General features: G+C 42.1%; 24 protein-coding genes. 5 read left to right on the top strand and 19 right to left on the bottom strand.

All coding sequences use genetic code 11. The annotated features are described in order from the left end of the window. Window positions 1-138 precede the first annotated feature (138 nt). Genes IR135_RS09485 through IR135_RS09465 form a run of 6 tightly spaced genes read right to left on the bottom strand, consistent with a single transcriptional unit; the run spans window position 139 to window position 4018 of the window. The gene (locus IR135_RS09485) at window positions 139-879 is read right to left on the bottom strand and encodes a 2-keto-4-pentenoate hydratase (RefSeq protein WP_135098912.1); all 741 of its coding nucleotides are present in this window, start codon (window positions 877-879) and stop codon (window positions 139-141) included. Between the two features lie 55 nt (window positions 880-934). After that, complete coding sequence (locus tag IR135_RS09480) at window positions 935-1270, bottom strand: cupin domain-containing protein (RefSeq protein WP_135098910.1); 336 nt, start codon at window positions 1268-1270, stop codon at window positions 935-937. A gap of 13 nt (window positions 1271-1283) precedes the next feature. Further along, a complete protein-coding gene (locus tag IR135_RS11695; protein ID WP_265588379.1) occupies window positions 1284-1904 on the bottom strand; it encodes a TRAP transporter large permease subunit in 621 nt (206 codons plus the stop codon). A gap of 23 nt (window positions 1905-1927) precedes the next feature. Further along, window positions 1928-2554 (bottom strand): TRAP transporter large permease subunit, encoded by a 627-nt coding sequence (locus IR135_RS11690; protein ID WP_265588378.1) that lies wholly within the window; start codon window positions 2552-2554, stop codon window positions 1928-1930. After that, complete coding sequence (locus tag IR135_RS09470; RefSeq protein WP_135098908.1) at window positions 2554-3015, bottom strand: TRAP transporter small permease; 462 nt, start codon at window positions 3013-3015, stop codon at window positions 2554-2556. Before IR135_RS09470 ends, IR135_RS11690 begins: the two co-directional genes overlap by 1 nt. Window position 3016: 1 nt before the next feature. After that, on the bottom strand, window positions 3017-4018 hold the full coding sequence (locus IR135_RS09465) for a DctP family TRAP transporter solute-binding subunit (RefSeq protein WP_135098906.1): 1002 nt from the start codon (window positions 4016-4018) through the stop codon (window positions 3017-3019). 138 nt (window positions 4019-4156) lie between these two features. Between IR135_RS09465 and IR135_RS09460 the strand changes: the two genes are divergently transcribed. Beyond that, window positions 4157-5308, top strand: a complete 1152-nt coding sequence (locus IR135_RS09460) for an aminotransferase class I/II-fold pyridoxal phosphate-dependent enzyme (RefSeq protein WP_135098904.1) — start codon at window positions 4157-4159, stop codon at window positions 5306-5308. Between the two features lie 184 nt (window positions 5309-5492). Here IR135_RS09460 and lhgO read toward each other — a convergent pair whose 3' ends face one another. The 11 genes from lhgO to IR135_RS09405 all read right to left on the bottom strand — a co-directional run bounded on the left by lhgO (window position 5493) and on the right by IR135_RS09405 (window position 17824). Continuing rightward, window positions 5493-6689 carry an L-2-hydroxyglutarate oxidase gene (gene lhgO, locus IR135_RS09455; RefSeq protein ID WP_135098902.1) on the bottom strand — a complete coding sequence of 399 codons (1197 nt, stop codon included), beginning with the start codon at window positions 6687-6689 and terminating at the stop codon, window positions 5493-5495. After that, window positions 6690-7964 carry a (Fe-S)-binding protein gene (locus IR135_RS09450; RefSeq protein WP_135098900.1) on the bottom strand — a complete coding sequence of 425 codons (1275 nt, stop codon included), beginning with the start codon at window positions 7962-7964 and terminating at the stop codon, window positions 6690-6692. Further along, window positions 7957-9363, bottom strand: a complete 1407-nt coding sequence (locus tag IR135_RS09445) for an FAD-binding oxidoreductase (protein ID WP_135098898.1) — start codon at window positions 9361-9363, stop codon at window positions 7957-7959. The genes IR135_RS09450 and IR135_RS09445 overlap by 8 nt, the downstream gene beginning before the upstream one ends. Window positions 9364-9372: 9 nt before the next feature. Beyond that, a complete protein-coding gene (locus tag IR135_RS09440) occupies window positions 9373-10107 on the bottom strand; it encodes a FadR/GntR family transcriptional regulator (RefSeq protein ID WP_135098896.1) in 735 nt (244 codons plus the stop codon). Next, window positions 10061-12013 (bottom strand): TRAP transporter permease, encoded by a 1953-nt coding sequence (locus IR135_RS09435; protein ID WP_135098894.1) that lies wholly within the window; start codon window positions 12011-12013, stop codon window positions 10061-10063. Before IR135_RS09435 ends, IR135_RS09440 begins: the two co-directional genes overlap by 47 nt. Beyond that, window positions 12006-13025 carry a TAXI family TRAP transporter solute-binding subunit gene (locus tag IR135_RS09430; protein ID WP_135098892.1) on the bottom strand — a complete coding sequence of 340 codons (1020 nt, stop codon included), beginning with the start codon at window positions 13023-13025 and terminating at the stop codon, window positions 12006-12008. The genes IR135_RS09435 and IR135_RS09430 overlap by 8 nt, the downstream gene beginning before the upstream one ends. A gap of 162 nt (window positions 13026-13187) precedes the next feature. Continuing rightward, a complete protein-coding gene (locus IR135_RS09425) occupies window positions 13188-14525 on the bottom strand; it encodes an anthrax toxin lethal factor-related metalloendopeptidase (RefSeq protein WP_135098890.1) in 1338 nt (445 codons plus the stop codon). Between the two features lie 18 nt (window positions 14526-14543). Then, window positions 14544-14816, bottom strand: a complete 273-nt coding sequence (locus IR135_RS09420; RefSeq protein WP_135098888.1) for a YciI family protein — start codon at window positions 14814-14816, stop codon at window positions 14544-14546. Between the two features lie 57 nt (window positions 14817-14873). After that, window positions 14874-15407 carry a thioredoxin domain-containing protein gene (locus tag IR135_RS09415; RefSeq protein WP_167753406.1) on the bottom strand — a complete coding sequence of 178 codons (534 nt, stop codon included), beginning with the start codon at window positions 15405-15407 and terminating at the stop codon, window positions 14874-14876. A gap of 215 nt (window positions 15408-15622) precedes the next feature. Then, window positions 15623-16801 carry a M20 metallopeptidase family protein gene (locus tag IR135_RS09410; RefSeq protein ID WP_228063482.1) on the bottom strand — a complete coding sequence of 393 codons (1179 nt, stop codon included), beginning with the start codon at window positions 16799-16801 and terminating at the stop codon, window positions 15623-15625. 102 nt (window positions 16802-16903) lie between these two features. Continuing rightward, window positions 16904-17824 carry an AEC family transporter gene (locus IR135_RS09405; RefSeq protein ID WP_228063481.1) on the bottom strand — a complete coding sequence of 307 codons (921 nt, stop codon included), beginning with the start codon at window positions 17822-17824 and terminating at the stop codon, window positions 16904-16906. A gap of 263 nt (window positions 17825-18087) precedes the next feature. Between IR135_RS09405 and IR135_RS09400 the strand changes: the two genes are divergently transcribed. The 4 genes from IR135_RS09400 to IR135_RS09385 are packed head-to-tail and all read left to right on the top strand — an operon-like array spanning window position 18088 to window position 21505. Further along, window positions 18088-19242, top strand: a complete 1155-nt coding sequence (locus tag IR135_RS09400; protein WP_135098882.1) for a betaine/proline/choline family ABC transporter ATP-binding protein — start codon at window positions 18088-18090, stop codon at window positions 19240-19242. Continuing rightward, window positions 19239-19874 carry an ABC transporter permease gene (locus IR135_RS09395; RefSeq protein ID WP_135098880.1) on the top strand — a complete coding sequence of 212 codons (636 nt, stop codon included), beginning with the start codon at window positions 19239-19241 and terminating at the stop codon, window positions 19872-19874. The genes IR135_RS09400 and IR135_RS09395 overlap by 4 nt, the downstream gene beginning before the upstream one ends. Before the next feature lie 10 nt (window positions 19875-19884). Further along, window positions 19885-20814, top strand: a complete 930-nt coding sequence (locus tag IR135_RS09390) for an osmoprotectant ABC transporter substrate-binding protein (RefSeq protein ID WP_135098878.1) — start codon at window positions 19885-19887, stop codon at window positions 20812-20814. Between the two features lies 1 nt (window position 20815). Next, on the top strand, window positions 20816-21505 hold the full coding sequence (locus tag IR135_RS09385; protein ID WP_135098876.1) for an ABC transporter permease: 690 nt from the start codon (window positions 20816-20818) through the stop codon (window positions 21503-21505). Window positions 21506-21594: 89 nt separating this feature from the next. Here IR135_RS09385 and IR135_RS09380 read toward each other — a convergent pair whose 3' ends face one another. Together IR135_RS09380 and IR135_RS09375 are read right to left on the bottom strand one after the other, a co-directional pair. Further along, window positions 21595-22227: an MOSC domain-containing protein gene (locus tag IR135_RS09380; RefSeq protein WP_228063480.1), complete on the bottom strand. Its 633-nt coding sequence runs from the start codon at window positions 22225-22227 to the stop codon at window positions 21595-21597. A gap of 84 nt (window positions 22228-22311) precedes the next feature. Further along, a complete protein-coding gene (locus IR135_RS09375; protein ID WP_135098872.1) occupies window positions 22312-23169 on the bottom strand; it encodes a fumarylacetoacetate hydrolase family protein in 858 nt (285 codons plus the stop codon). Between the last annotated feature and the right edge of the window lie 53 nt (window positions 23170-23222).

Raw genomic sequence — 23222 nt, 5'->3', positions numbered from 1 at the left:
AATCCACCTTCGCCATTTAAATAATCTGTTACGACTGTTAACTTAAATTCAAAACTATGTTTATTATTTTTCATACAAAAACTCCCCTTAAGTTGAATAGTAAGTACAACTTAAGGGGAGCACGTCATTTTGAGAGGCTTATTTTTTAACTTCTATTTCAACCTTGCCAAATCCTTCAAATACTCCTTCATATTTTCCGGCTTCCAGCTTGACCGGCAGAATAAAAGTACCTGACGAAATAAATTGTCCCGCTTCAAGCCCTTTTCCCTGACTGCTGAGTTTTTCTATCAGCCATTTTACAGCATTAACCGGATGCCCCATTACTTCTGATGATTGTCCCCGTTTAATTTCTTCGCCGTTAAACAAAAGCCTGCCCGTGATATTATCGAGATCCTCGTAATCGGCAGATTTCGCTTCACCGATCACCACCGCTCCAGCCACCGCACAGTCAGCAACCACTTCATATTTCGATATATTCGGGAACCAGTTATTATATCTGCCGTCAGGAAGTTCAAGCGCCGGCGCCACAGTACATTTCGATAAAATACTTTCTGCATCGTCTGTGACACTCAATTTTTCGTTTACATAGAAAACCAGTTCCAGCTCCGCAAGCGGACTATTATAATCTGCCAAACTCATTTCAGTAATCACCTGGTCCGCAGTAAACGGACCGTAAACCGGTTCATTACTGTCAAACAGCGCCTGTGTTTCCGGGCTTGTCATACTGATTTTATAACCTTTTACAGTTTCATCCTGCATATTTAAAATTTCAGTCTGAATATTATAAGCCTCTTCAACAGTATCCGTTTTGATATCCTGTCCCGGCTTTAAAACAGTCCCGTATTTTCTTGCCTCATATAATCTTTCTGCATCTTTCATGCTACCCCTCCTGAATATTGCAATACAGTAAATATATCATAATATTCAGGTAATTCTAAAATATTATTGCCATCATTTTCAAAGGGGTATCTTCTGTATTTACCAAACCATGCGACTGTCCTTTCGTAATCACACAGCAATCCCCTTTTCCAACCGGTTTAAATTGTCCGTCCGAATCTTGAAATTCACCTTTTCCTTCTATTATATGATAAATTTCACTGTCATCGATATGCTGGTGGTAACCGATTGATGCATGAGCTTCAAGTTCAATTTCCAATACTTTACGAATTCCTTCGAAGTCTCTTTCCTTTATATAGGATGTTGAAAAAATACTGCCTTTACCATCAAATCTATTTTTTAATTCTATTGTTTCTTCCGGCTTAATAATCATTCAATCCGCTCCTTTATTTAAGTAAATTAGGTAAGAATGTTGAGATTGAAGGGATGAATATAATCAATACCACCATAATTCCTACAATTAACAGTACATGCAGTATATAAGGCAGCGTTTCTTCAATTCCCATCTTTTTATCTGTTACAGATGCGCCGGCAATCAATGAGAGCCCGACCGGAGGTGTAATATTCGCGAGGGCAAAGTTCATAATCATCACCATGCCGAAATGGACCGGATCGATACCGAATTCCATTGCAATCGGCATGAAAATCGGTGTTAAGAGCACAATCAGCGATGTGACTTCTGTCAGCATGCCCAATATTAATAAAATCAGTGACACGAGAAGCAGAAAGACCAGCGGCGAATCCGCAAAATTCAGGAAGAATCCGGATACTGCATCTGGAATATGATTCACAGTCAATACATATGTAAAGACATTAGCCATGGATATAATAATTAAAATTGTTGCCGATGTGACCGCTGAACCTGCCATAATCTCCTTAACCTTAGTCCAGTTCAGCTCTCTGTAAAACAGCGATAAAACAAATCCGTAAACGACCGCGATCACTGCTGCTTCTGTCGCTGTTGCATAACCTGAAAAGATACTGCCGAGAATAAATATAGGCGTCAGGAGCGGGAAGAACGCTTCTTTGGTTACTTTCCATAATTCCCGGCCGGATATTTTTTCCGTCCGGACTTCGCCGAATCCTTAAACCAGACATAAATACATAAGGCGAGCGCCAGCAGCACACCCGGTATAATTCCGGCAAAGAACAGGTCGCCGATGGAAATATTTGCGGTAATTCCAAGAATAACCATGGTGATACTCGGCGGAATAATCAGCCCGAGTACACCGGCCGGTCCGATAATACTCGCTATAAATGAGTTCGAGTACTTCTCTTCTTTCAATCTTGGCACAAGCACGGAACCGACAGCATAGGTGGTCGCGACTGTAGACCCGGAGACAGCTCCGAACAGAGCTGAGGTGACAACAGTCGTAATCGCTGTGCCGCCCGATAATTTGCCGACAAAAGCATTGGCAAAGGCCATCAGACGTTTCGTCAGACCCCCTTTCCCCATAATGTCTCCCGCCAGAATAAACAACGGAATTGCTAAATAAGAAAAATTATTAACTCCGGCAAAGCTGCGCTGAACAATAATTTCAAGCGGCACTCCGCCGATGAGCAGCATGACAAGACCGACAATACCGATAACAAAAGCAATCGGCATTCCGAGAAACAGCAGCAGAAAGAACAAAATAAGCATACTGACTGCGAGCATTATACCGCCTCGCTTTCATTCTGAGGTTTCCAGGCATTTAAGATTAAAAAGTACAGCGACAGCAGACTGCTGACCGGTATCGCCAGATAAAATACCGTCATCGGCAGCTGCAGCGTCGATGATGTAAAGTCGAGTGACTGATAAGAGAATATAAAGCCGTACACTGTCAGCACCAGAAAGAACAGGCCGAGCAGTATATTAACTGTTAAATATAAGTAAGGCCGCAAACTGTCCCCTGCGCGTTTTACAAAGAAATTTACCGCCAGATGCCCACGTTCATAAACAGCGACACTCATTCCAAGAAAAGTCATCCAGACCACTAAAAGACGGGACAGTTCTTCAGTTCCCGGCATGGAGTAATCAAAAAATCTCGATACGACCTGCGTCAGTACGATCAAAGTAAGCAGTGCAATCACAACTGCACATGCAATATATAAAACTTTCACCAATGCTTTCGTCATATTATTCATCTTCCCCCCATCCGGAATTTCTGCGGTACATATCCATCATTTCCTTGCCGAATACTTCCTCTTCCCATTTGTCATATACAGGCATCATTGCTTCTCTGAAGGCTTCTTTATCAACATCATCGTTAACTTCCATCCCATTTTCGGCAAGAAACTCTATATGCTCCGACTCTGTTTCGTCATTCGCTGCTTGAATTCCTTTCGAAATTTTATCGATTTCATCTGTGAGTATTTCCTGATCTTCGGCACTGATTTCCTCCCAGGTTTCTCCGTCGATTACAATCATGACCGTGTTATAAAAATGGCCGGTCAGCGATAAGTAGTCCTGTACTTCATTAAAACGCGGTGCAACGATATTCGCGAGCGGATTTTCCTGCGCATCAAGCGCGCCCTGCTGCAGTGCCCCGTATACTTCACTGAAAGCCATAACTGTCGGCAGGGCTCCGGCTTGCTCAAACGTATCGACGCGAAGTGCTGTTTCCGCCACTCTGATATTCATTCCCTTTAAATCTTCCGGCTGGACGACCGGTCCCTCATTGTTTGTTACGTGGCGGAAGCCCCATTCTAAATATCCCGCCGTATGCATACCATATTCTTCAACAATATCTGCTATGTACTCTCCAAATTCACCGTCATAAGCATCTCGCGCTTCCTGCTCGCTCGGCCACATGTACGGCAGATCTTCTATAGCCAGCCTCATATCCATAGTCTGCATAGAACCGACCATTACCGCAAGGCCGTTCATTGCCCCGACATCGACCTGCTGGAGCATTTCCGTTTCACTGCCGAGCTGTGAATTCGGATAAATTTCAAATTTCACCCTGCCCTCCGTCTCTTCTTCCACTGCTTCAGCCATTTCGTTGATTTGCATTGCCTGATTCGTATCCGGCGGCAAAGCGTGTCCAAACTGCAGCGTGATACTGCCGTCGTCCTTGCCGCATGCCGCAAGGAGCAGTAAAAATGATAAAACACCTGCCAGTAACGTATATTTTCTCATGACCCTGTCAGCTCCCCTTAGTTATTTTCTAATAATTATAAATTAAAATGCAATATTATACAAATAAGAATTCGATTTGCTTTTTATTAACTGAAAATTCTATAATAGATAGAATAGTTCATTATAGGAGTGAAACACATGCCAGAATTAAATCCGCGTGCGACAGCTTTATCCATCCCGGGAATCAGAGTCTTTTCAAACCAGGTTCAGCTTTTTCATGACGGTGTCAATTTAACCATCGGACAGCCTGATTTTCCTACACCTGAAAGTGTGAAGGAAGCGGCGATTACAGCCATCAGCAATAATAAAACCGGTTACTCTTTAAACGCCGGTATCGTCGAACTGCGGGAGGCCGCTGCAGACTTTTTTGCAGAGAAGTATAATGCGCATTACACTGCTGATGAAGTTGTCATTACAAACGGCGCGAGTGAAGCACTCGACTCAGTCCTCCGCACGATTTTAACCGAAGGCGATGAAGTCATTATTACCGCCCCTGCATACCCAGCCTACGAATCGCTGATTAAATTGAATGGCGGTGTTGTTAAATATCTCGATGTCAGCGATACACAATTCATTCCGGATATTGAAAAGCTGGAGGCTTTAGTTACTAATAACACTAAAGCTGTGCTCTTAAACTATCCATCTAACCCGACAGGCGCATCTTTATCGGAAAAAGACGTAAAAAATATTGCGGATTTTATCAGCAGCCAAAATCTTTTCCTCATCAGCGATGAAATTTACAGTGAAAATGTTTATGAGAATCAGCATATTTCGTTCGGCAGCATAGAAAATATACGCGATAAAACGATACTCATTCACGGTGTGTCGAAATCACACTCGATGACCGGCTGGAGAGTCGGCTATACATTATCACCAAGACATTTAAGCGATGAAATATTGAAAGTGCATTTAAATAACTCAATCTGTGCAGCGGTGCCGAGTCAGTATGCAGCACTTGAAGCACTGACGAATGCCCGCGATTATCCGAAAGTAATGAATAAAGAATTCTTGAAACGCCGTGATTATGTTTACAGCAGACTCATCAAAATGGGATGTACAGTCGAAAAACCGGGTGGTGCTTTTTACATCTTCCCCGACATCTCGTTTACGGGAATGGACGACTGGGACTTCGCGACAGCATTGCTGAAAGAAAAACATATGGCAGTCGTTCCGGGCTCCGCCTTCTCCGAACACGGCGCCGGCCACATCCGTATCTCATTTGCGAGTTCAATTGAAACACTTGAAGAAGGCATGAACAGGCTGGAAGCATTTGTGGAGAATTTAAGCTAATAAATACAAAAAGGTTCACCGGAAACTTTCGGTGAACCTTTTTGCGATTAAATAAGTCTATATTTCTCACGGCGGCGCGAGAATATGTGCTGTGTGCCGCCGCGGGGTTCTCGGTGGCACAAGATCACTCATTGTGTGCCGCCGTCAGTTTTCGGTGGCACGAACATTTAAATTAATAATTTTTTTAACTAAATTTGGAATTAAAACGCTGAGCAATTTCTTTTCCTATTTCAATTGAGCATGTTGCCGCAGGTGATGGTGCATTCAGCACATGAATACTGAGATCATTTTCTTCAAAGTAAAAATCATCCAGCAGTGTGCCATCCGGTTTCATTGCCTGAGCTCTGACCCCTGCTTCCATAGGTGTTATCTCACTCGCTTTAATAAGAGGTATTAATTTTTGTGCTGCTTTAACAAATGCTTTTTTATTAAACGATCTGTAATATTCTCCAATTGCTTCTTTAACGTTCTTTAATCCCATTCGATAAAGTCCAGGGAATGTTAATATTTCCAGAGTCTCTGATTTATCAAAACCGATTTTCTTGTAGGCTTCTTTTTTAAATCCAAGCACAGCGTTCGGACCTACATCCACACCCCCGCCAACCATATTTGTAAAATGCACTCCGAGGAACGGCAGTTCAGGGTTTGGTACCGGATAGATTAATGTTTTAACGTACTTCTCCACATCTTTATGCAGCTTAAAGTACTCTCCTCTGAACGGGATTATCTTAACGTCAGTATCAATCCCGCTCAACTTAGCTAGTTTGTCACTGTACAGACCTGCACAGTTAACAAGGTAATCTGCTTCATAAACGGTTTTGTTCGTCCTCACTTCAATCGTATCTGCGTTATTTTTTACCGCTTCAACTTTATTATTGTAATGAATTTCCCCGCCGTTATTTATAAATAGTTCACCAAATTTCTCAGTGACTTCACGGAAATTAACGATACCAGTATTTTTCACATGAATACCGCCGACAGTATTAACATACGGCTCGATTTTGCGTACCGTTTCTCCATCCAGCAGTGTAACATCCAGACCGTTTTCTACACCACGCTTATATAAATTTCGCATCCGGTCCAGTTCTTCTTCCTCAGTTGCTACGATTACTTTTCCGCACTGGTTATACTCTACATTATGTGTTTGACAAAACTCTATCATTGACGCCGAACCATTTTTCGCAAATTCCGCTTTATAAGAGCCCGGACGGTAATAAATACCGGAGTGTATTACTCCGCTATTATGTCCAGTCTGATGTTCGGCAGCTCTCGACTCTTTATCCAATACAATAATTTTTTTGGCAGGGTTCAATTCAGATAATTGATATGCCGTACTCAAACCAATTATCCCTGCACCCACAATTAAAATATCTGCTTTCACTTATTCCACCCCGCAAGCTTCTGCAATGACTTCTACTATGTGTTTCACTGCGATTTCGTTACTCAATCCTTCGCGTTCTACTCCCAGCTGCATCTGAATATGACAGCCCGGATTCGAAGTGATTATTAAATTCGGTTTTGATATTTTTACATTATTCATTTTTAAATCTAAAATCTGCATGGATTCATCGAAATGCAAAATATTATATATCCCTGCAGACCCGCAGCATAAAGATTTTTGAGGCATTTCTATATAATTAAGCTGCGGAATTTTGTTGATCAGTTTTAACGGATCGTTGAATACTTTCTGGACATTCTCAAGATGACATGAAGGCTGATACACTGCATTTTTATCGATACCATGGACTAGATCCAAATCGATTAATGCCATAATCTGCGAGATGTCTCTAACTTTATTCGTGAATTCCACGGCACGTTTATGCCAATCAGTTCCCGGCTCAAAAAGCTTATCGTACTCTTTTAAAGTTGCTCCGCACCCGCCGATAGTATTAACAATATAGTCAAAGTCATATTTTTCGTATGCCGCGATATTCTTCATGGCAAGTTCCACTGTCTGTGCCGTCTCTCCTGCATGATGCTGAAGTGCACCGCAGCATCCCTGTTTCGGTATATTCGTTACCTGTACATAGTGTTTCTTCATAATCTTAACGGCAAGTTCATTAATGTTTGCAAAGAATGAGTCCATGATACATCCCTGAAAAAAGCCAATCGATAAATCATTACGCCGAAACGGATTAATATTCCGTGTAATCCTTTTACTCAAAATAACATCCGGCATCGCTTTATTCATTTGGTTAAATTTCTTAACCGGCTTGAGCAGATTATAATTTTTAACGACTTTCTGCATACCCGATACCTGATAAGCGTACAGTCCTTTATTGATAATTCTTAATACGTTTTTGTTTTTCAAAGCAAACTTAAAAGCTGCTGTTCGATTAACCTTCTCTATGACACCCATGTCTTTATTCTCTTTTAATACTTCTACAGCAGACATCAGTATGTCTCCATATCTGACATTAGTCGGGCAGACTGTTTCACAGGCTCTGCAGCCTAAGCACAGATCAATCCCTTCCTGCATATCTTCAATGGTTATTTTACCTTTCGCAGCCATTTGAACAAGATTAATTCTACCTCTCGGTGAGTGTTTCTCTTTTTTGAACGCTATATATGTCGGACAGACTGGAAGGCAGTAACCACATTGCACACAGTCATAAGTAGCTTCAATATCCAGTTTATTCAATAATGCATTAGCCATTTCGCAACACTAACCTTTTTTCTCCTTTTTCAGGGAATATTTTGCCTGGATTTAAAATATTTTTTGGATCCAGGGCTTTTTTAATCGCTTTTTGAAAATCTAGACCATCATCGCCAACTTCATTTAGCATAAATGCTTTCTTCATCGTCCCTATCCCATGTTCTCCCGATAGCGTACCGCCAAGCTCAATCGCATAGTTAAATATTTCTTCAACTGCAAACTCAACTCTTTTCACTTCTTCTTCATCTCTCATATTTGTGTTGATTGTAGGATGTAAATTACCATCTCCTGCATGTCCGAAAACAACAATATTAAGATTGTACTTGTTCTTTATTTCATCAATTTTCTTAAACATATCCGGTATTTTACTTAGCGGTACTGTTGCGTCTTCAGATATTTTTGTATATCCGCTTGTCACAATTGCAGGAGAAACCAGTTTGCGCACCTGCCACAGTTTTTGTTCCTGCTCTTTATTTTCTGCAACCTGAACATTAGAAACTCCAATTTCTTCTAACGCTTTTTTGATAACTGCAAGTTCTTTCGGCAGAACTTCAGGATCGCCATCCACTTCAACAAGGATAATTGCTGCTGCATCTCTTGGAAGATTCAACTCTGCATAATCTTCTACTTTATTTATTGAATTTTGATCTAGAATTTCCATTTTAGAAGGTCTTACACCTGCAGTCAGTATTTTAGAAATTGATTTACCTGCGGTATATAAATCATCAAAAATAACCATAGCAGTCATCGTATCCAAAGGTTTAGGTATTAAGCGCAAAGTCGCTTCAGTAATAATTCCAAGAGTTCCTTCAGAACCGATAAGCAATTTGGTCAAATCATAGCCCGTCACGTTCTTTACAGTGCTGCCGCCTGTTCTAATCAGCTTTCCTGCAGCAGTAACGACTTCCAGACCGATAACATAATCTTTTGTCACACCATACTTCACGCCTCTCGGTCCTCCAGCGTTTTCAGCCAGATTCCCACCAATAGTACAAATCGAAGATGATGATGGATCTGGAGCGTACATTAAATTATAATGTTCAGCCAACCTATGAATATCGCCGGTTTTCACACCCGGGCTAACCTTTATAATCAAATCATCTGGATAAATCTCAAGTTTTTGAGTCCACTGGGAGAAATCCATCACGATACCGCCGTGAACTGGCAGAGGCCCGCCGGATAAACTGGTACTCGCTCCTCTTGGATAAATTGGAATTGCAAATTCATCAGCAATTTCAACAGTTTTTTGTACTTCTTCAGCACTTAATACCTGAACCACTAAATCCGGTATATGCTGGCCAAAAGAAGCGTCATAACTGTATGAAACTCTTTCGTCTACCGCCTTTAGCAATCTTTCTTTAAAAATCTTATTTAATTTATCTATTATTATCTTTTCCATATAAACCACCTAAATTCTATCGTCACCGAGTTTTCTTCTCATATTAAATAAATGTTCTTTCATTAAATTGGCTGAAAGTTCCGGATTCTGTTTTTTAATAGCATCATAAATAATTGCATGCTCATCATAAACCTGTTCTCTTTTTCTTGGTTTTCCGACATTTAATTTAAGAGAAAACTCAAGTGCATCACGGTGTACTGATTGCAGATTCTTAAATGTCTGAATCAGGTAATCATTCTGGGTCGAAATAACCACAGCTTTATGAAAATCATAGTCAGCTTCCATACCTATAATCTGCTGATTAGTAGTGATTTTCCTAAAATGATTTAAGGCTTCTTCAATTTTTAAAAGATCATCTTCAGTTCTGCGTTCTGCTGCGAAATATGCTGAGCGGACTTCTATTACCGTTCTCATTTCGAGTAAATCAAAGAGCTCTTTTTTATTGAAAGTTCCATAAGTAAATTTTTTGACCTGTTCCGTAACAGATGTATTTTTCACATACGTTCCTTTACCTTGGCTTGATTCTACATAACCAATGGAAATTAATTTACTTAATGCTTCCCTGATTGGTACCCGGCTGACCTTATAAAAATTAGCCAGTTCATTTTCGGAAGGGAGCTTATCGCCAATCTTATAATCCCCCCTTTTTATTTGTTCGACAAGGTTGCCGAATATCAAATCAGATAATTTCTCTTTTTTAATAGGCTCCATCGCTCGTTTCCACCTTTTTTCTGCTTCTTGCATAATGAATAATCATAACTGCAACGAATAAAATGATACCTATTACATCCATCATAGTATCAGTTGTAATCAATAAGAAAGCTACTGCTATCATTGCTATTTGTTCAACGATATTTAATCGTGTTTTAACAAATTTGCCTAAACCGACTGCCAGTGCATAAACCCCAATTAGAGCTGTAATAATAACGATTAACAGTCTAAAATAATCAATAGGCCCTTCTGTAGTATCCAGTAATAAAATAGGATCATACGCAATAATAAAAGGTATTATAAACCCTGGTAAAGCTAATCTGAGTGCGGTCCACGATGTCTTCATCGGATCAGAGTTGGCTATACCCGCCCCTGTATATGCTGCTAATGCAACTGGAGGAGTTACGTTTGACATTGCACCGAAGTAGAAGACAAAGAAATGTGCTGCAAGCGGTGTAATTCCTGCCTGAACAAGTGCCGGTGCTGCTGTTACTGCTACAACGATATATAAAGCCGTCGATGGCAAACCAAAACTAAGTACGATACACGTTGCCATTACCATCAGGAGAATAAGGAATAAATTCCCTCCAGCTATATCAATAACGTTATATGCCAGCATTGAACCAACACCGCTCATTGAAACTACGGCAATAATGATTCCTACAGACGCACAGGCAATTGCTACCTGCACTGATCCTCTCGCACCATCATTAAGTGCTGCAAAAAACTTGGTAATAGTAATTCTGTTCGATTTATCTCTCGTTAAATACGAAGTAATTATTGCAGCAATTATACCTGCAAATCCTGCCATTATTGCAGTACGTCCTGTAAGCAGCACTGCAAATACAACTAAAATCGGTATCAGCAGAGCTCCTCTCTCAAGCAGTACTGCTTTAACAGCAGGAATATTATCTTTACTTAAACCTTTCAGACCTAATTTCTTTGCTTCAGTATCCACAGCAAAGATTAGTGCAATATAATACAGCAATGCAGGAATAATACCTGCCACTACTATTACTGTGTAAGGCACACCTAAAAATCCTGCCATAATGAAAGCAGCTGCTCCCATAATAGGAGGCATAATCATACCACCTGTTGAAGCTGCTGCTTCAACACCTGCGGCAAAACGAGGTTTTAACCCAATGCTTTTCATTAAAGGGATCGTGAATGCTCCTGTTGTCGCAACGTTAGCAACAGCACTTCCGTTCAATGTTCCTGTTAATGCGCTCGTGATAACTGCAACTTGTGCCGGCCCGCCACGTCGCTGTCCTGCAATTGCAAGTGCTAAGTCATTAAACAATTTACTTGCTCCACTGGCGCTTAAGAACGCTCCAAATAATATAAAGAGTACAATATAAGTGGAAGCAATAGATAAAGTACTCCCGAAGATACCGTTTGATGTCATGTAAATTCTATATAACAGTCGTTCCAGACTGAAACCGGAATGTGCAAAATCTATTGGGAAGTAAGCCCCGTAAACTGCGTATATCATTGCAAGTACACTTAGGATTGGTATAAACCATCCGATTGAACGACGTGTGATTTCAAATAGTACTGCAATACATACTACGGCAAAAATGTAGTCTAAAGTGCTTGCTTGCGACATTCTTTCCACATGCAAATTTGTATAGTTTAACGTAATATATCCAATCGATATAATACCAAGTACAGCTAATCCTAAATCTAAATATGAAAATTTTTGTCCCGGTTTTTTCTTGTTCATAGGATAAATGAAGAAACCGAGAACGACGATGAGAATAAGAAAAATTGTATTTCTGTAAAACTCTTGTATATTTAAATAACTCGATGTTATTAATACAAATAGCGCAAGTATGATTCCGATAATTGCTGCTGCTTTAGCTGGCCATCCTTGTAAACGTCTTTCTCTGTATTCTTCAGGTGATATTTCTTCCGTTACAGCTTCTTGAATTTTACTCATCTTTCTCAGCCTCCTCTTCTAGTTCAGCAGGTTTTAGGTTTTCCGGAATGTCCAGACCCTGCTCTTCAAAGTACTTGTAAGCACCTGCATGAAGTGGAGTATTTAATCCTTCAAGTGCTGTTTCAACTTTCATTTCTCTCGCTGAGTTATGAACGCCAATCATAAACTCCTGATTCTCATAAAGAAGTTTCGTTAAGTCATAAACAAAATCTGTTTCCATCTCAGGTGTTGCAACAAGTACGTTTGGCTGGGCAATAGTCTGAATATCTTCTTCCTGCCTTGGATAAGTACCTGCTTCAATCGTATATGGATACCAGGCGTTAGCCACAGAGTTTATCTGTTCAAGCTGTTCGTCAGTTACTTCTAAAATACTTGCCTGTAAATTACTCGCAAACATGTCTGTAATTGCGGAAACCGGAGTTCCTGCCGGTAACGAGCCGCCGTCTAAGCGTCCGTCACGCATAGAAGAAATAGTATCATCATACCCGAGATACTCCGGCCTTATATTGCTCTTATCTAGTTCGATACCTTCCATCATGGTCAAGGTGGATTGTTCAGTACCGCTTGCTTGCGGACCAACAGAAAAAGAATTGCCTTCAATATCAGAAATGTTTCCGGAATCGATTTTATTGTTCATAATGACAAAGTGTTCAACATTCGGCCAAATCATTCCAATTGCCCTTAAGTCTTTATATTCGTTTCCTTCAAAAACACCGCTGCCTTCATAAGCTTGTGTCGAGATAAGATTCTGCAAAATGGACATATCAGCTTCTCCATTTTTCATTAAATCAATATTTTCAACCGATCCCGCTGATGATTGTCCATTAAATTTAATGTTCTGATCGCGATAATGTTCTGTCCAGAGCTGTCCCATGCCAACTCCTATTGGATAATAAGTTCCTCCTGTTGATGCTGTGGCAATATTATAAATTTCTTTCTTCTCAAAATTACAACCTGTCAGAACACTTAATGTTAGAAACAGAATCGTAATTATTGATAAACCTTTTTTCATAAGATTTATCCCCCCTTTTTTGTATGCGCTTACACTTGTAATACAATATGACAATCTTACAATAAGCTTTCAAAAAACTCAACCTGTTTTCTGACAATTCTTTTAATTATTTATTTCACAAAAAAACTCTTGGGAATTTACCCAAGAGTTTATCTTTTTTCATTATTTCCTCTTCCTATAAACAATAATACCGGTAATCACTGCCGCTATTACCGCAAGTCCTGCAACTATTTTTATAATCGTACTCTGCAGTTCCTGTTTTCTCGCTTCTTCAGCGGCTTTTTCACGTTCTTCCGCTTCAAGCTGCTCCTGTTTCTCTCTTTCCAGTCTTTCTTCTTCGGCTTTACGCTCTGCTTCTTCACGGGCTTCCTGTTCTTCTCGTTCCCGCTGTTCTTCCGCTTCGCGCTGCGCTGTTTCATCAGCTTCCCATGCTTCTTCCAGATTGCTGTTTAAATTATCGACTTCATCCTGTTTCAAATTGTAAACATCAGAAATATAACTTTTCGAATTAGCCAGGGCCCGGGTCAGTGATTCACCCATATCACGATTCTGATACGCTTCTTCAACTTCCGAAATCGTCGCTTCCAGTTCTGACGTATCCGCATCCGCAACACTGCCTGTCAGCGCCGAGCGCGTGTATGAAGTATACAGTTCCTGACCATTTCCATCTTTGGCGACAACATGAAAGTCATAAGTAGTGTCTGTATTTAAACCTTCAATTCTGAAGCTGCTGCTTGTCGTCGTTCCAACGGATTCTCCATTTCGGAACATTTCATACTCAGCCGCATCTTCATGAGCATCCCAGTACATCGTTGCGGTATTGCCTGTGACTTCTCCTGTCGATAAAATCCGGTGGTCAAAATCTTCGAAGAAAGCATAGGTTTTCGGTGCTTTCCCGGCTAATTCAGAACGTGAGTCATCAGTATAATAATACATCGCAAATGCTTCCCCGAAATACTCTTCGGCCATATTGTAATATTCACGCTGCGAACTGCCGCCGAACAGCTGGTCCACCTCTTCTGCATGTATGGCTCTGAATTCTTCAGTCTCGCTGACCTGGACTCCCACTGTAAATGAATCGACAACATGGCCGTATTCATGGAGTTCCAAGTTAATTGTCGAATGTCCTTTGCCGTATTCACTGTAGCCGATACGCGCCATCGAAACGTGGCCGCCGGCTCCCGGAATCTCATCCCAGGAACTTGTATGTCCTCTCGGCACCACGCCTTTTAAGTGGGCGAATTCGGGCTGATCTGTAATCGGTGTATCCGCTAAAATAAATACTGCACCATTATTGCTCGTCTGATATAAGATACTGTTTTCAACGTGATTCATACGGCTGATCATTCTCTGTGCTTCCTGCCAGCTTTCATCAGATGATGCCCGTACATCGACCATATTCTGCAAATACGGATTGATTGCCTCTTCGGCGTGAATCCCCGGCGCCCATAACAATAATATTCCCGCTATTAATAATGTAATTCTCTTTGCTGCATTCATCCTTATCACTCCGAACTTTTAAAACTCGTAATTTGTTTCCATATCCCATTCATAAATTTCATAATCTCTCGCCCCAAGCGAAATGTAGGGATCCTGCTTTACGAGTGCGACCGCTGACTCCGTGTCTTCTGCACGATAAATTATAAGACCGCCGGCACCGTCGGTGAACCGCCCGTTCATCAGTACGCTGCCCGCTTCTCTCTGACGCGCTAGGAATTCCAGATGCTCCGGTCTATGTACACGCGATAATTCTTCATCTTTCATCGATAAAAACACTGCGAAATACTTCATTGCTTCATCTCCTTAACAGTAATATACACTAAATGAAAACAGACTGGAAACTCCAGCCTATTTCAATGACTCTATTCTTTCAGTTAATATTCTGCTGATTTCTTCTTTGCTCTGGTCTGCCGGCTTATATTCCGTGAGGTGTTCCCCATTAATAAATACTGTCGGAACGATTTTCAGCCCGCGTTCATTAAAATCTTCAAGCACTGCTTCACCGCGTTCATAGGCTGCCATTTTTTCAGGCAGTCCGAGTGTATCTTCACACATTTCAAGTGTTTTCCTGAAGCTCTTCACCCAGGATTCCTGTGTCTGAAATAACTTTTTCAGCGCCTCAAATCCTTCTATCGGATCATCGTGATCGACGTAGTTATTAGCAACTGTTCCGCGGAGCAGCCGGTCTTTAGTCCGGTCAACATGCTTAATAACAAACTTTACATGTCCGCTGTCTGTATAAGGTTTAATCACTTCAGAGGCAATTTCAAAAAACTTGGCACTGTATGGACAGCCGAGGTTCACAAAAGCTTCCACTTCAATTGATGCATGCTCAAGTCCGACTGTTAAGTATTCAATATCCGCACTGTATCTGTTTTTCACAAAAACTCCCCCAATTTTTATTTCGCTTAGTACTAAACATACCCAAATTTCCTAGTGCGCAATCTCATTAATAAAAAGAAAACAGGCACCTTCCCGGGTGGAAAGTGCCTGTTAAGGGGTTATATATTTTAAAACAGCTAAGCAAATTTAATTATCTTCTAAAATATCATTCATTCTTTATTAACGTCAATACTTTTTCTGAAAATTCAGTCCCTTTAATTTACATCTAAATAATCATAAGCAAACTGGCTGAGTATCGCCGCTCCGTAATGCAGCGCATCTTCATCTACGTTGAATTTCGGGTGGTGGTTCGGATACGCGGTATCTTCACCGCCATTTGTTCCCAGTCTGAAGAATATACCGGGGACTTCACGTGCAAAGTAAGAGAAATCTTCGCCGCCCATGCTCGGATTAACATCGAGCAGCTGTCCTTCTCCTAGTATTTTATCGACTGTTGTTCTGAGTGTCGGAATTAAGGCCGGATCATTAAATACTGACGGATAACCGTATGTGTATTCCAGCTCATATGACGCTCCCATCCCGCTCGTGATACCATTTAAGTATTCATGCATTGTTTCTTTTACTTTCGGACGGAGTTCAGGGTTTAACAAGCGTACTGTGCCTTCCAGTGTAACTTCAGGCGCAATGACGTTTCTTGCAAAGCCGCCTTCAATTCTTCCTATCGTGAGCACAATATTTTCAAGCGGATCGATATTTCTGCTGACAATCTGCTGCAGAGACGCAATGACCGTTGAAGATATTGCTATCGGATCAATCGATAAATGAGGGTGTGCCGCATGACCGCCTTTGCCGATGATTTTAATGTCGAAAGAATCTGTACATGCTGTCGCAAACCCTTCTGTGATTGAAGTTTCACCGGTTTTAATCGTCGGATGGACATGCAGTCCCGCTACAGCATCCACATCGGGATTTTTCAAGGCGCCTTCCTGCACCATCACATCAGCTCCGCCGTATCCTTCTTCCGCCGGCTGAAACAAGAGCTTGATGTTGCCCCGTTCCGGCGGATTTTCACTGATGATATGAGCAGCTCCGAGCAGTATCGCTGTGTGAGCATCATGACCGCAGAGATGACCGACACCGTCCACGGTTGATTTATATTCCGTTTCGCCTTCTTCCTGAATCGGCAGAGCATCCATATCCGCACGCAGCGCGACCGTCGGCCCTTCAATTTTCCCTTTTAACGTCGCAACCAGTCCTGTTTTCGCTACCGGGTACTCAATTTCAAAATTGAGCTTCTCCAGTTTTTCTTTTACAAATTCCGCTGTTTTGTATTCTTCAAATGATAGTTCCGGGTGCTTATGCAAATGTCTGCGCCATTCTATGATTTTATCTTTTAACTCTTCTGCCTGAGATAAACTAGTGTGATTACTCAAATACTGCATCCCCTTTAATATTAATTTGACTTAAACCTACCTTAGGCGAATAATCATGTCAAACAATAGTCTGAATAATCCATCAAAAAGAAGAGTGAGATTTTACGGCTGCATTCCAATTCCGAGAACGAAGAGCCAGACCGGCAGAGCTATCAGGCTTAACAGCGTGGTGATAAAAGCCCCGAGGGAGACGGTGTCAGGCTTCGTATTGTATGCCGCAGCAATCATCGTAGCATTCGCAGCGACCGGCATCGCATTCAGGATAATAAATACAAGTTTAAACGTATCATCAACCGGCATGAAAAGCGTCAGTCCCATCGCAATTAAAGGTGATATTGCCATACGCATAACAACCAGACCCGTAACTTCTGTCATTCCGCTGTGGCCGAGTTTCATTTCGGCAAGCTGCATACCTAAAATCAGCATAACGATTGGAATGGATGCCGCACCGATCATTTCTATAATTTCCATAAAAGCTGCCGGAATTTCAAAGTTTATCAGCTGAAAGATAATTGCTGTTAAGACCGCATATATCACCGGCACGCGCATGACGCTCTGGACAGCTTCCCGCACGGTAATCGCCGCGCCGCTGCCGTAAGACGCAATAAAAATTCCAACGGTGCTGATAATGAATGTGTGAATGACGGTAAGCATAATGGCATAGTCAAAAGCCGCGGCATTAATCGCAAACAGTACCACCGGTGCTCCGTAGTTGCCGCTGTTTGGGAAAAGCACGCCGAGCAGCATGGCGCCGATTTCCGCTCTGCCGTACTTCAATATACGAGCGATTATAATAGTGATTACTGTTAAAACCAGCATTAATAACAGTGAATAAAATAAGGCATATAAAAATTCTCCGTCCAGCGGACTGGTGTAAAAGGTCGTAAAAGCCAAACAGGGAAACAATATGTAAAGCGAGACAGACGAAACTGATTTAATGTCCATTTTCAAAAGTTTCTGCGCGGTAAATCCGACTACAAAAACCAGGAATACAGGCACTACAATCATTAATAATGACAGCATTGGCATTCCCCTTCTATATAATATGATTATTTTATTCTAACATCCTTGTCAAAACGTAATGAAATTAAAATTCCTTAAATTTCATATTTGTATTTAATTTTTATAATTAAATTTCAGTTAATTATTTCACAATGATTTACAGAATACGCACATATGAACATTTCCTATATGTGAAAAAATATAGCCACCTGAAATACTCCTCCTACTATGATATAGTTATATAGTATAAATTTGCTCAACTTTATAAAGTAAAGGAGACAACTATGCTAAGTATTAAAAACCTAACTAAGATTTACGGCGGCAGTAAAAAAGCTGTCAACGACATTTCCCTCGATATTCAGGAAGGTGAATTTATCGCATTTATCGGTACGAGCGGCAGCGGAAAAACGACTGCACTCCGGATGATTAACCGGATGATCGAACCGACTTCCGGCACGATTACGATAAACGGTGAAGATATCACAAAGAAAAATCCGGTGGAACTCCGCCGCAGTATCGGTTATGTAATCCAGCAGATTGGCCTGCTTCCTCACATGACGATTAAAGAAAATATTACTCTGGTTCCAAAACTTTTAAAATGGTCTGAAGAAGACAAAGATAAGAAGGCGCGGGAACTAATTAAGCTCGTCGACCTGCCGGAAGAGTTTTTAGACCGCTATCCATCCGAGCTTTCAGGTGGACAGCAGCAGCGTATCGGTGTTGTCAGAGCACTCGCAGCTGAACAGGATATTATACTTATGGACGAGCCTTTCGGAGCGCTCGACCCAATTACGCGCGATACATTACAGGACCTGGTCAAAGAACTCCAGCAGAAACTCGGCAAGACTTTTATTTTCGTTACCCACGATATGGATGAAGCGATAAAACTCGCGGACAGAATTTGTATTATGAGCCACGGAGAAATCGTCCAGTTCGATTCGCCCGATGAAATTCTCCGCAATCCGGCAAACGACTTCGTCCGCGACTTTATCGGTGAAGGACGCCTGATTCAGGACAGGCCGAATATGCGCACCGTTGCTGATGCAATGATTACTCCGGTCAGCATTACGGTCGACAAATCGATTAACGAATGCATCGCTTTAATGCGCGAAAAACGTATTGATACAATTCTCGTTACCGACAGCCATAAGAAGCTGCTCGGTTTTATAGATATCGAAGATATTAATGAAGGCTACCGCAAAGGCATGGATATTGTTGATTTAATGGGCCGGGATATATACAAAATCGGCATCGATTCAAAACTTCAGGATTCAGTCAGAACCATCTTAAAACGGAATGTCAGAAACATTCCTGTAGTCGATGACAATAATACATTAATCGGATTAATTACACGCTCGAATCTGGTGGATATCGTGTACGATACAATCTGGGGCGAGGAGCCTTCCCGGGAGCTTGCGTCAGGAGCTGATGAAGCATGATGGAATTTTTAAATGCGAATGGCACGGAACTTTTCATTAAAACGTGGGAACACTTTTACCTGTCTATAATTTCATTATTTATCGGTATTCTGATTGCCGTGCCGCTCGGTATGGCTATCGCCAACACAAAAAAGCTCAGCGGCTATGTCCTGACAACCGCCGGTGTGCTGCAGACAGTGCCGACACTTGCGGTGCTTGCACTGATGATTCCGCTGTTCGGCGTCGGACGCATACCGGCAATTATTGCACTCAGCGCGTACATTCTGCTGCCGATTTTAAACAATACTATTATCGGCGTTAAAAATATTGATCCCGACGTAAAAGAAGCAGCAAAAAGTATGGGCATGACCCGCATGCAGCTGATCTGGCATGTTGAACTGCCTATCGCGGTACCGCTGATTTTAAGCGGTATCAGATTATCGTCGGTCTATGTCATTTCGTGGGCAACACTTGCGAGCTACATCGGTGCCGGCGGTCTCGGAGACTTCGTCTTTAACGGATTGAACTCGTACCAGCCCGAACTGATTATCAGTGCGGCAATTATGGTAACCCTGCTTGCGCTGATTGCGGATTATATTTTATCGCTGACTGAAAAATGGGCAACGCCTAAAGGCTTAAAAGTATCGAGATAGGAGGAGTATCATGAGACAAATAAAAAAATTATTAGCCGTCACACTGGTATCTCTGACTGTCTTAGCCGGGTGCAGCCTGCCCGGTCTCAGCAGCAGTTCCGGCGACGGTATCGCAATCACATCAATGACGACGACAGAATCACAGATTGCTTCCCATATGTCACGCTTAATGATTGAACATTACAGCGAAGGAGAAATTGAGCCGGTAATGATTAATAATCTCGGTTCATCGACAATTCAGCACAACGCCCTGCTCTCGGGAGATGCTCAGATATCCGGTGTCCGCTATACCGGCACTGACTTGACAGGTGTATTAAATCAAGAACCGGAGAGCGATCCGGTTACTGCTATGGAGCAGACACAGGAAATATTTGATCAGGAATTCGATATGAAATTTTACGATTCTTACGGTTTCGATAACACCTATGCTTTTATGGTAACCCGTGAAACGGCAGAAGAATATAACCTCGAAACAACATCGGATCTCGCGGAATATACAGATGAATTCGCAGTAGGCGTTGATACTTCCTGGTTCAACCGTCCCGGAGACGGCTATCCTGCCTTCCAGGAAGCTTACGGTTTCTCTTTCGGCAACATCCGCGCTATGCAGATCAGCCTGGTCTATGAAGCTCTCAGCACAGGCAGTCTGGACCTCGCGCTCGGCTATACGACGGACGGCCGCATTCCGGCTTATGATTTAGTCGTGCTGGAAGACGACCTTCAGTTCTTCCCGCCGTATGATGCATCACCGTTCGCGACCCATGCAGTTATTGAAGAATATCCGGTAATTGACGAGGCGCTGTCCCGTCTGACAGATACAATCTCAACCGAAACAATGCAGAACTTAAACTACCGGGCGGATGAAGAAGGTATTGAGCCGGCACTCGTTGCGGAAGAGTTTTTAGAAGAACATAACTACTTTGAAGAGGAAGGTGAATAAGATGACAGGTAATTTATTAACGGATTTATATAATTATTTCGTCAACAACTTCGCCTATCTGCTGAGTCTCTTTACAGACCACCTGCTGATGAGTGTTTACGGTGTACTCTTTGCTGCAATTATCGGCATACCGCTCGGGATTTTTATCGCGCGCTATGCGAAGCTGTCAGGTGTAATTATTACCATCGCGAATATTATCCAGACCATTCCGGCCCTTGCCATGCTGTCGATTTTAATGCTCGTTATGGGGCTTGGTACAAATACTGTTATTCTGACGGTTTTCCTGTACGCGCTTCTGCCGATTATTAAAAATACGTACGCAGGTATTACAGGTGTCGATAAAAATATTACCGATGCCGGGAAAAGTATGGGCATGACACGCAATCAGGTATTGCGCATGATTGAACTGCCGCTTGCCCTGTCGGTTATTATCGGCGGACTCCGCATTGCACTCGTTGTCGCGATTGGTATCGTTGCAATCGGGTCGTTCATCGGCGCGCCGACCTTGTCGGATTTAATTATCCGCGGGACGAACGCTACAGACGGCACGGTGTATATTTTAGCCGGTGCAATTCCTATTGCCCTGATTGCGATTATTATCGACTTCGCGCTTCGTTTCCTTGAACGGAAGCTCGATCCGACATATAATCCAGACGATAAAACACCGAAAGCTCAAACAGTTAACGATTAAATTTATGCAGTCCTGCCATTTTGGCGGGACTTTTTTATATTTATTAGTGCAAAATAAAATCAAAATTCACACTGAGTTATATTTTCCTCTTATATATTCGGACCGTACAGCCGTTTCGAATCGTCGACTGTTTCGCCGGAGAGCAGTTTATCGAGTGTGGCTTTCCAGCTCGGCGGTGTGTATTCACAATCCCTGAGATTCTCAAGCAGGCCGATATTGTCACGGTTGTGGTACAGCACTTCATTCATCCGGTCAATCGTCCACTCCGGGCACGGACGTTCAAGCAGTTTAAATGTATCTCCCGCCTGGATATTCCCCTCTTTAAGCACACGGAAATACCAGCCGGTGCGCCCCGTATCCTCAATTTTTTTCGCGAGATCAATATCGCCGTGACGCCGCGCCGGTTTCCAGCACGGGCGCCGCGGCTGAGACACCTGAATCATCGCGCCGCCAAGTTCATATATATCCGCGATATGTACGGTTGTTTCATCCATATGCATTACAGAAATATTCTCTCCGTTGCCGCCAGCCGTAATGTCGGAATTTCCGAGTTCACGCTGCCATTTATCGTAATGTGCGAGACTGTAAGCAAACAGCGCTTTTTCCGGCCCTCCGTGATTTTTCTTATCCGCACATTCATCGCCGGCGAGACCTTCTTTAGATAAAAAGACCGGCTTGTCCGTTTTTTCTTTAAACGCGCCTGTTTTCCACTGCTGATTCATCTTATTGTCTGCATCAGGATTTCCAACAGTTTTTATTCCTCCAGTATAAAGAGTATGAACTTTTCCATATATCGACATTAAACATCATTCCTTTTTAAAATGATTTGTCAGACGACCGAGCGTTTCTATTTCCACCGTCACTGTATCACCGTCTTTAATCCACGGTTTATCCGCTGTTTTATAACCTGAAGCGACACCTTCCGGTGTACCCGTCAGAATAATATCTCCCGGTTTCAGCGTCATATATTTTGAAATGTGACTGACGAGTCCTCTGCTCTTAAATACCATATCATTCGTGTTTGAATCCTGGCGCAGCTCGCCGTTGATATATGTCTTTATACGCAGCTTATGCGGTTCACCGATTTCACCAAGCGTTGCAATATAAGGGCCTACCGGGCAGAAACCGTCATAAGTTTTTCCCGCCAGCCATTGACTCGTCGCAAACTGCGAGCTTCTTTCCGAAACATCATTCGCATTAGCATAGCCGAACACATAATCCATCGCGTCTTCACGCGGAATATTGCGGCCCTCTCTGCCGATAATAATCGCAAGCTCTCCTTCGTAGTCAATCATATATGTGTCTTTCGGTATTGTAATCGTACTGTTGTGGGCGGTCAGTGTGTTATTAAACTTCGAAAAAATCACCGGCATCTCCGGTATATCTATTTTCATTTCTTCGGCGTGCCTTTTATAGTTTACACCGACACAAATAATTTTCTCAGGATTTGGCACAACCGGACCGAGTACCAGTTCATCGACACTCTTCAGTTCAATATAATCCGCTTCCAGATAGAATTCAATTAGCGCCTCTGCCTTGTCTTTGTTCGCCATGACCTCCTGCAGCGTTTCAAAATCCCCAGAAATATCCAGCACACCTTTCTCAGTCAGTACACCAAGCTTATATTTCCCGGTTGTTTCATCTACAAAAGTCAGTAATTTCATGTTCATTTTGCCCCATTTCTAATTGCCTTCTTTCTCTATCATACCCTTTTAAC

This window comes from Jeotgalicoccus nanhaiensis, assembly GCF_015235105.1.
Lineage (GTDB): Bacteria > Bacillota > Bacilli > Staphylococcales > Salinicoccaceae > Jeotgalicoccus > Jeotgalicoccus nanhaiensis.
The sequence above is the reverse complement of the archived record's forward strand: the minus strand, read 5'-3'. Positions and strand labels throughout refer to the sequence as shown.

Coding starts and splice junctions, on each gene's coding strand:
- IR135_RS09485 (WP_135098912.1), bottom strand. CDS start 879: ATGAAAGATGCAGAAAGATTATATGAGGCAAGAAAATACGGGACTGTT.
- IR135_RS09480 (WP_135098910.1), bottom strand. CDS start 1,270: ATGATTATTAAGCCGGAAGAAACAATAGAATTAAAAAATAGATTTGAT.
- IR135_RS11690 (WP_265588378.1), bottom strand. CDS start 2,554: ATGCTCGCAGTCAGTATGCTTATTTTGTTCTTTCTGCTGCTGTTTCTC.
- IR135_RS09470 (WP_135098908.1), bottom strand. CDS start 3,015: ATGACGAAAGCATTGGTGAAAGTTTTATATATTGCATGTGCAGTTGTG.
- IR135_RS09465 (WP_135098906.1), bottom strand. CDS start 4,018: ATGAGAAAATATACGTTACTGGCAGGTGTTTTATCATTTTTACTGCTC.
- IR135_RS09460 (WP_135098904.1), top strand. CDS start 4,157: ATGCCAGAATTAAATCCGCGTGCGACAGCTTTATCCATCCCGGGAATC.
- IR135_RS09450 (WP_135098900.1), bottom strand. CDS start 7,964: ATGGCTAATGCATTATTGAATAAACTGGATATTGAAGCTACTTATGAC.
- IR135_RS09445 (WP_135098898.1), bottom strand. CDS start 9,363: ATGGAAAAGATAATAATAGATAAATTAAATAAGATTTTTAAAGAAAGA.
- IR135_RS09440 (WP_135098896.1), bottom strand. CDS start 10,107: ATGCAAGAAGCAGAAAAAAGGTGGAAACGAGCGATGGAGCCTATTAAA.
- IR135_RS09435 (WP_135098894.1), bottom strand. CDS start 12,013: ATGAGTAAAATTCAAGAAGCTGTAACGGAAGAAATATCACCTGAAGAA.
- IR135_RS09430 (WP_135098892.1), bottom strand. CDS start 13,025: ATGAAAAAAGGTTTATCAATAATTACGATTCTGTTTCTAACATTAAGT.
- IR135_RS09425 (WP_135098890.1), bottom strand. CDS start 14,525: ATGAATGCAGCAAAGAGAATTACATTATTAATAGCGGGAATATTATTG.
- IR135_RS09420 (WP_135098888.1), bottom strand. CDS start 14,816: ATGAAGTATTTCGCAGTGTTTTTATCGATGAAAGATGAAGAATTATCG.
- IR135_RS09405 (WP_228063481.1), bottom strand. CDS start 17,824: ATGCTGTCATTATTAATGATTGTAGTGCCTGTATTCCTGGTTTTTGTA.
- IR135_RS09400 (WP_135098882.1), top strand. CDS start 18,088: ATGCTAAGTATTAAAAACCTAACTAAGATTTACGGCGGCAGTAAAAAA.
- IR135_RS09395 (WP_135098880.1), top strand. CDS start 19,239: ATGATGGAATTTTTAAATGCGAATGGCACGGAACTTTTCATTAAAACG.
- IR135_RS09390 (WP_135098878.1), top strand. CDS start 19,885: ATGAGACAAATAAAAAAATTATTAGCCGTCACACTGGTATCTCTGACT.
- IR135_RS09385 (WP_135098876.1), top strand. CDS start 20,816: ATGACAGGTAATTTATTAACGGATTTATATAATTATTTCGTCAACAAC.
- IR135_RS09380 (WP_228063480.1), bottom strand. CDS start 22,227: ATGAATCAGCAGTGGAAAACAGGCGCGTTTAAAGAAAAAACGGACAAG.
- IR135_RS09375 (WP_135098872.1), bottom strand. CDS start 23,169: ATGAAATTACTGACTTTTGTAGATGAAACAACCGGGAAATATAAGCTT.